The sequence below is a fragment of the Chloroflexota bacterium genome, assembly GCA_020850535.1.
In the GTDB taxonomy this organism is placed as follows: Bacteria; Chloroflexota; UBA6077; order UBA6077; family JACCZL01; genus JADZEM01.
The window spans coordinates 1-6,018 of record JADZEM010000208.1 but is presented as its reverse complement, the minus strand read 5'-3'; the positions used below and the strand labels follow the sequence as shown (position 1 = coordinate 6,018).

Sequence of the window (6,018 nt, the reverse complement as noted above, 5' to 3'; positions counted from 1 at the left end):
GCGACTGGAGCGTCGCGCAGCGACTGCAGGATCGTAGGCGGGGCTTTCAAGCCCCGACGCGGCGGCACGACGACATCAACATGCAATCGCCCTGCCCTACACCAGATGCTTGTTGATATAGCCCCAGTTGATGTCGTAGCCGAGGCCGGGGTCCGGCGAGATGTGGACGTTGCCCTCGTCGTCCATCGGGTCGATGGGCTTGTTGAGCCAGGCGGGGGTCTCGTCGTAGTCGATGAACGGGTGCAGCAGGCCGCGCTCGTAGTAGAGGCCGGGGCTGACCATCGAGCCGAGCACGTGCAGGTTGCCCACGCCGCCGCCGTGCACCTCCAGGTGCATCCCGAACGCCTCGGCGAGATGGACGCACTTGACCAGCCCGGTGATGCCGCCGACGTCGCCCACCCCCGAGCGCACCATGTCGCAGGCGCCGGCCTTGATCCACTCGGCGCGGACGTACATCTTGCCCTCGGCGGTCTCGGGGCCGCAGATCGGCAGGGCGGTCTGCTCGCAGAGCCAGATGTAGGACGACATGCTGTGCTCGTCCATCGGCTCTTCCATCCAGAGGTAGCCCAGCTCCTCCAGTCCCTTCGCCAGTTGCAGCGCTTCGAGTCGGTTGTAGTAGTGGAACGGGTCGAGCATCAACGGGTAGTCTGGCCCGACCGCTTCGCGGACGGCCCGGCAGGCTTCGAGGTCGCGCTTGACGCTCGGTGCGCCTTCGAGGGGCGGCTGCCAGGTGTGCAGCTTGAAGGCCGGGTACCCGCGCTCCTTGCATTGGATGGCGTAGCGGGCGTACGCCTCGGGGGTGTCGAGGCCGCCGGGGCTGTCGTCGCCGACCATCGTGCTGGCGTAGGCCGGCACCGTGTCGCGCGCCGCCCCGAGCAGCTTGTGCACGGGCAGCCCGGCGATCTTCCCCCCGAGATCCCAGAGGGCGCAGTCAACGGCCGTCAGCACGCGGTCCGCCAGTGTGGCGAGGTTGAGCCGCTGACGCTCCTTCAGTCCGTGCCAGAGCTTTTCGCGGTAGAGGGGGTCCTGCCCCACGAGATACGGCTTGACGACATCCTGGATCACGCCCGGGTTCGCCGCACCGAAGTAGTGGCCGCTCACCCCCTCGTCGGTGGTGATGGTCAGGAGGTTCTGCACGGCCTCGTGCTCGTGGCCGGCGTGGCCGTGCCCGTCGGTGTCGCGAACGACCTTCGACTTGTACTGAAAGCGCTGGATCGAGACATCGGTGATCTTCATGCGCGTCTTGCTCCTGCGTGAGGACGACTCAGCGCTGGACGCGCCAGGGAGCGGGCGAAGCGCGACACCGTGTCGCCTGCTCCCTGGTGCGCCCAGTGACTGCACGATGGTAGAGCCCGTGGCGTCGGTCCGCCATCGGTTGCAGCCCGCGCGCGGACTGTACCAGAGACGCTGCCGCGCCCTCACGGAGGCCTGCGCGCGGCCCCAGGGCGATTGCCTGTTGAGCGCGTCGGGCAGCGGCGTCGGGGCTTTCAAACTCCGACTGCGCGTTTCATGGCGTTTCGGGAACGCTAACGAACATGCCATCGCCCTGTGCGCAGCCCCGGAATCAGCGGGAGGGCGGCTGGATGCGTGGTAGAATCGGGCCGGGGAGCGGGGGCGCTGGCCGGCCGACCGCCGCATCGAGGCCGCTCCAGGAGCCGAGCATGACCGACGACGAGCTGCTGGAGCGAGAATTCGTGGCCTGGCAGGCGCAGCAGGGGTACGAACCCATCCATGATGCGTTCTGGTCGTCGACCGGCGAGTAGATGCGTGTGACCGCGCGGATGACCCGGCGGCAGGCGCTTCAGCGGGCCGTCCTCGGCGGGCTTGGGCTGGCGGTTGGCGCGCTGGCGGCCTGCGACGTGGCCGCTCCGCCGCCGACGCCCCGGCCGCTCCCGACGCCCGTCCGCCGCGAGACGCCGGTCCCGCCGACGGTGCCGCCGCCCTCGCCCGAGGCTGACAGCTCTGTCACACGGGTGCTCCTCGAAGCCGAGGATTTTGTCCCGGACGGCCCCGGCTGGAAGGCGATCCAGGTCGGCCAGGGCAACTACATGGTGGACAGTATCGGGGCGAGCCACGTCTCGGGGCGGGCGCTGCTCCACGCTCCGGCCGACGCGGTCGGCGCGAAGGCATCCCTGGAGAGCGCCGTGCCGAAGGCCGGCCAGTATCGGCTGCTGGCCCGCTACGAGCTGCCGTCGCGGACGCACCATACCCGCATCGCCGTCAACGTGGAGCAGCCGGACCGCCCGCCCGGGCGCGTCGAGCTGGGGGCGCCAGGGGCGACGCGAACGTGGTTCTTCAACCTCGCGGACGCCCCCTGGCACGAGCTGCCGCACGGTCCGGAAGGGCTGGTGGTCGAGAGCGGCCTGCTCGATCTCGCGGCTGGACCGGCCCGCTTCACGCTGGAGGTGCTGGATGGCCCCGAGCCGGCGGCCAACCGCAACCTCGACCTGCTCCTGCTGACCACGGACGTCGAGGAGGCGTACAAGGCGCGCGGCACCCGTGCCTACCCGATCCTCGACGAGATCGGGACGGCGGCGGCCGGGCGGCTCTACGCGCGCATCACGAACCCGGCCGACAGTGGCGAGAGCTTCCACGTCGAGGGACGGTACACCGTCAACCGCGTGCCCTGGACGTTCCCCGCGTTCACCATCGACAAGATGGGGCTGACCCGCACCAGCGGCCGGCCGCAGCGGCTGGAGCCGGGCGACCGCACCCCCTGGGTGGACGTCTCCAGCCGCGACACCACGCACCAGGGCCATCTGGGCTTCACCCAGGTCAACAACAGCCAGAATCGTCGGATGACGATGCTGCTCGAGTTGGCGAGCGCCCCGCAAGACGGCGCGATCCTCCGCACGCTGGAGTACCGCGAGGATGCTGCCTCGCGCCTGCTCGTCAACGTGCCGCCCTACCCGGCCAGCGCCCCGCAGGAGATCCTGACGGGCGAAGAGACGCTGGAGCGGATCATCGCGGTGCTGGAGGCGACGCCAGCCCCCGTGGGGAAGCCGCCCGCCCGGACCCTCGTGTACGCCGGCCTCGGCGATGACGCCGAGCGCAACCTGGCCAGTCCCACACGCATCTACCAGCTCTATCGCAAGCTGTTCGTGCTGCTGGGCCTGAACGCCTTCAACCGGCTCGGCACGGGCGGGCTGCAGGTCGAGGTGCAGACGCTGCGCGAGGCCGGCCGGACCGTCGGCAAGTTCCAGGTGCTGGGCGACTACCGCTGGTACCCCACGGACGAGAACATCGGCAAGGCGAAACGCGACATCGACTCCGTCCAGGGGATGCCGTACCTGCGCGGCTTCAGCTACGGCGACGAGATCACCTTCTCGCAGTGGGCGCCCAGGGACGGCCGTGACGACGGCCTCCGCGCGATGCTCCAGGCCAGGGGGTTCCAGCCGGAAGATCTGATGCCGGCCGACGACGCTGCCAGCGTCACCCGCCGGCCGCTCGATCAGCGCTGGCGGCGCGTCCGCTACGTGGACGAGGAGGAGGATGCTCGCAAGACCCCTCGCCTCTACGTCGAGAGCCGACGCTACATCGTCCAGGTCACCCTGGAGCGGCTGGCGGCAGCCTCCACAAAGCTCCGGGAGACGTTCGGCAGCGACATCGTCTACGGCCCCAACTACTCGCCGCACCCGTTCTTCTGGCCGGACCTGACCATGTTCGTGCAGGCGCTCCGGCGCGGCGCGATCAACCGCGTCTGCCACAGCGACTACTGGTGGCAGGTTGGCGAGTTGGGGCCGCAGATGAGCGGGTACATCCTCGACACGTTCCGCTGCGGCCTGCGCAACCGGCCCGGCGTGATCCAGGCCTATGCGATGCCGCACAGCCCGGGGACAACCGACGCCGACTTCCGCCGCTCGGTGGTGACGGCCATCGCGCACGGCGCGACGGTCCTCGACTACTTCCAGGTCACGCCCGAGCAGGCGAACACGGAGAACTACATCCGCTCGGATGACCTGAGCCGCTACCAGACGCTCCGCGATGTGACCTACGAGCTGGGGGAGATCGACGATCTGATCGCCGACGGCAAGCTGCGGCCGGCCTCGGTGGGGCTGCTGCTCTCCGAGAGCACCGACCTGTGGGATCGGGTGACGCCGGGCGTGGCCGAGGGCCTGCAGCCCGACGACGCCGACGACTTTCCCAACACGGCCTACAACATGGAACGCAAGGCGATCTGGACGGCGCTCCGGCACGAGCAGATCCCGGTGGATATCGTGGTCGAGGATGACCTGATCGACGGGTCCGCCAGCCGCTACAAGGTGCTCTTTGTGGCGGCGGATCGGCTGTCGCGGGCGGCGGCCAACGGGCTGGCGAACTGGGTTCGCGAGGGCGGCACGCTGATCTCGGTGGCCGGCGGCGGCTTCCGTGACGAGTACAACGAGCCGAACGATACCCTGCTGCCCGTCTACGGCCTGCTCGGTCAGGAACTGGACAAGGCGACGACGTTCATCCGCCCGCGCATCGAGCTGCCGCGCCTGCGCGCCCTGGACACGATCTCCGGCCGGGTCAACGCCGAGGACATGCAGGCGGCGGCCCTCGCGTTCCGCCAGAAGCTCGATCCGCTGCCCGCCGCCGAGGTCTTCGCGAAGTTCGGGGACGGCTCGCCGGCCGCCATCGCCCACAAGCACGGGCGCGGCCAGGCGATCCTCTGGGCGACGCTCCTGGGCACGGCCTACGTCCAGACGGGCTTCCCGAACCCGCTGCCGCCGCCGGATCGCGGCCCGTTCACCCACACCCCACTGACGGCGTTCCGCTTCGACGTGCGCCGCCTGCTGGTGGGGCCGGCGTTGCCGTTCGCCCGGCGCGGCGCGGTCAGCTCCGATCCGCTGGTCGAGACCGGGCTGCTCGAGACGGATCGCGCCGTGCTGGTGCCGTTGGTGGCGCTCGCGGACGGCCCGCGCCAGATCGAGCTGCTGATCCACGACGTCGGGCAGGCCCGGGCGGTCAGAAGCGTGCGGCGCGGCCCCCTGGCGTTCACGCAGGAAGGCCCCGAGGGCGCACACGTCCGCACCGCGCTGACGCTCGACCCGACAGACTTCGTCGTCGTCGAGCGCTGACGCCTGCATCCACTACAGGATCGGCCGCGCGCGCACGTGACCTACCGGAACATGTCGAATTCGGCGGGGCGCACCAGCTCGGTGGCGCGACCCTCGCCCGGCGCGAACGGATAGCCCCGGATCACCGCCGCCGGCACTCGGTCCAGCTTGCCCGTCGCCAGCTCGGCCGCCGACGCCAGCTCGTCCACCACCGCGATCTCGGTGACCACCAGCACCAGCCCGGCCGAATCCGTCTGCCCCCGGTAGTCCCGGACCACCTGCATCCCCGAGACGCCGATGGCGACGTTCGTCTGGCCCTGCCGCCACGGCCGCCCGAAGGTGTCCGAGATGATGACGGCCACCTCGGCCCCGGTCCGGGCGCGGATGTCTGCCCGGATGCCGTCCGCCGACACGTCCGAGTCGATCGGCAGCATCGAGACTTCGGTGGCCTCGGCCAGATTCGAGCCGTCCACGCCGGCGTTGGCACAGATGAAGCCGTGGCGCGTCTCCGAGATCAGGATGCCGCGATCCTTGCGGATGACCTTCGCCGTCTCGCGGAGGGCAACCTCGATCTGGCGGGCGTCGCGGCCGTTGATCCTGGAAAGCTCAAGGGCCTCTTCCGAGGGCGTGACCGTGCGGAGATCGACGATCCGGCCCTCAGCCTTCGAGACGATCTTCTGCGTGACGACGACGATATCGCCGGTCTCGAACTGCTGGCCCTGGGCCTGGAACGCCTCCGCCAGGATGGCCGCTACGTTGTCGCCCGGTCGGACCTCGCCGACGCCGCGCACAGGAATGATCCGGATGTCGTCACTCATGCCGGGAGTATAGCCAGGGCCGCACGCACGCGCGACCGTGCGCCAGGGCAAGCGCATGACGACCGCGTCGTGCCGCCGCGTCGGGGCTTGAAAGCCCCGCCTACCATCCTGCAGTCGCTGCGCGACGCTCCAGTCGCACCAGTGCCGGCCGTTCCCGACGG

The 6,018-nt window shown here is 70.1% G+C and carries 3 protein-coding genes; 1 reads left to right on the top strand and 2 read right to left on the bottom strand.

What is annotated here, in order from left to right:
* Positions 1-96: 96 nt before the first annotated feature.
* On the bottom strand, positions 97-1,236 hold the full coding sequence (locus IT306_29285) for an enolase (GenBank protein MCC7372543.1): 1,140 nt from the start codon (positions 1,234-1,236) through the stop codon (positions 97-99).
* 527 nt (positions 1,237-1,763) lie between these two features.
* On the opposite strand from IT306_29285, the gene IT306_29280 reads away from it, so the two are divergent.
* On the top strand, positions 1,764-5,060 hold the full coding sequence (locus tag IT306_29280) for a hypothetical protein (protein MCC7372542.1): 3,297 nt from the start codon (positions 1,764-1,766) through the stop codon (positions 5,058-5,060).
* Between the two features lie 41 nt (positions 5,061-5,101).
* Here IT306_29280 and cofE read toward each other — a convergent pair whose 3' ends face one another.
* On the bottom strand, positions 5,102-5,857 hold the full coding sequence (gene cofE, locus IT306_29275; protein MCC7372541.1) for a coenzyme F420-0:L-glutamate ligase: 756 nt from the start codon (positions 5,855-5,857) through the stop codon (positions 5,102-5,104).
* Positions 5,858-6,018: the final 161 nt, after the last annotated feature.

Bases quoted from the DNA above. Each gene is read 5' to 3' on its own strand.
- IT306_29285 (MCC7372543.1), bottom strand. From the start codon at position 1,236: ATGAAGATCACCGATGTCTCGATCCAGCGCTTTCAGTACAAGTCGAAG.
- IT306_29280 (MCC7372542.1), top strand. From the start codon at position 1,764: ATGCGTGTGACCGCGCGGATGACCCGGCGGCAGGCGCTTCAGCGGGCC.
- cofE (MCC7372541.1), bottom strand. From the start codon at position 5,857: ATGAGTGACGACATCCGGATCATTCCTGTGCGCGGCGTCGGCGAGGTC.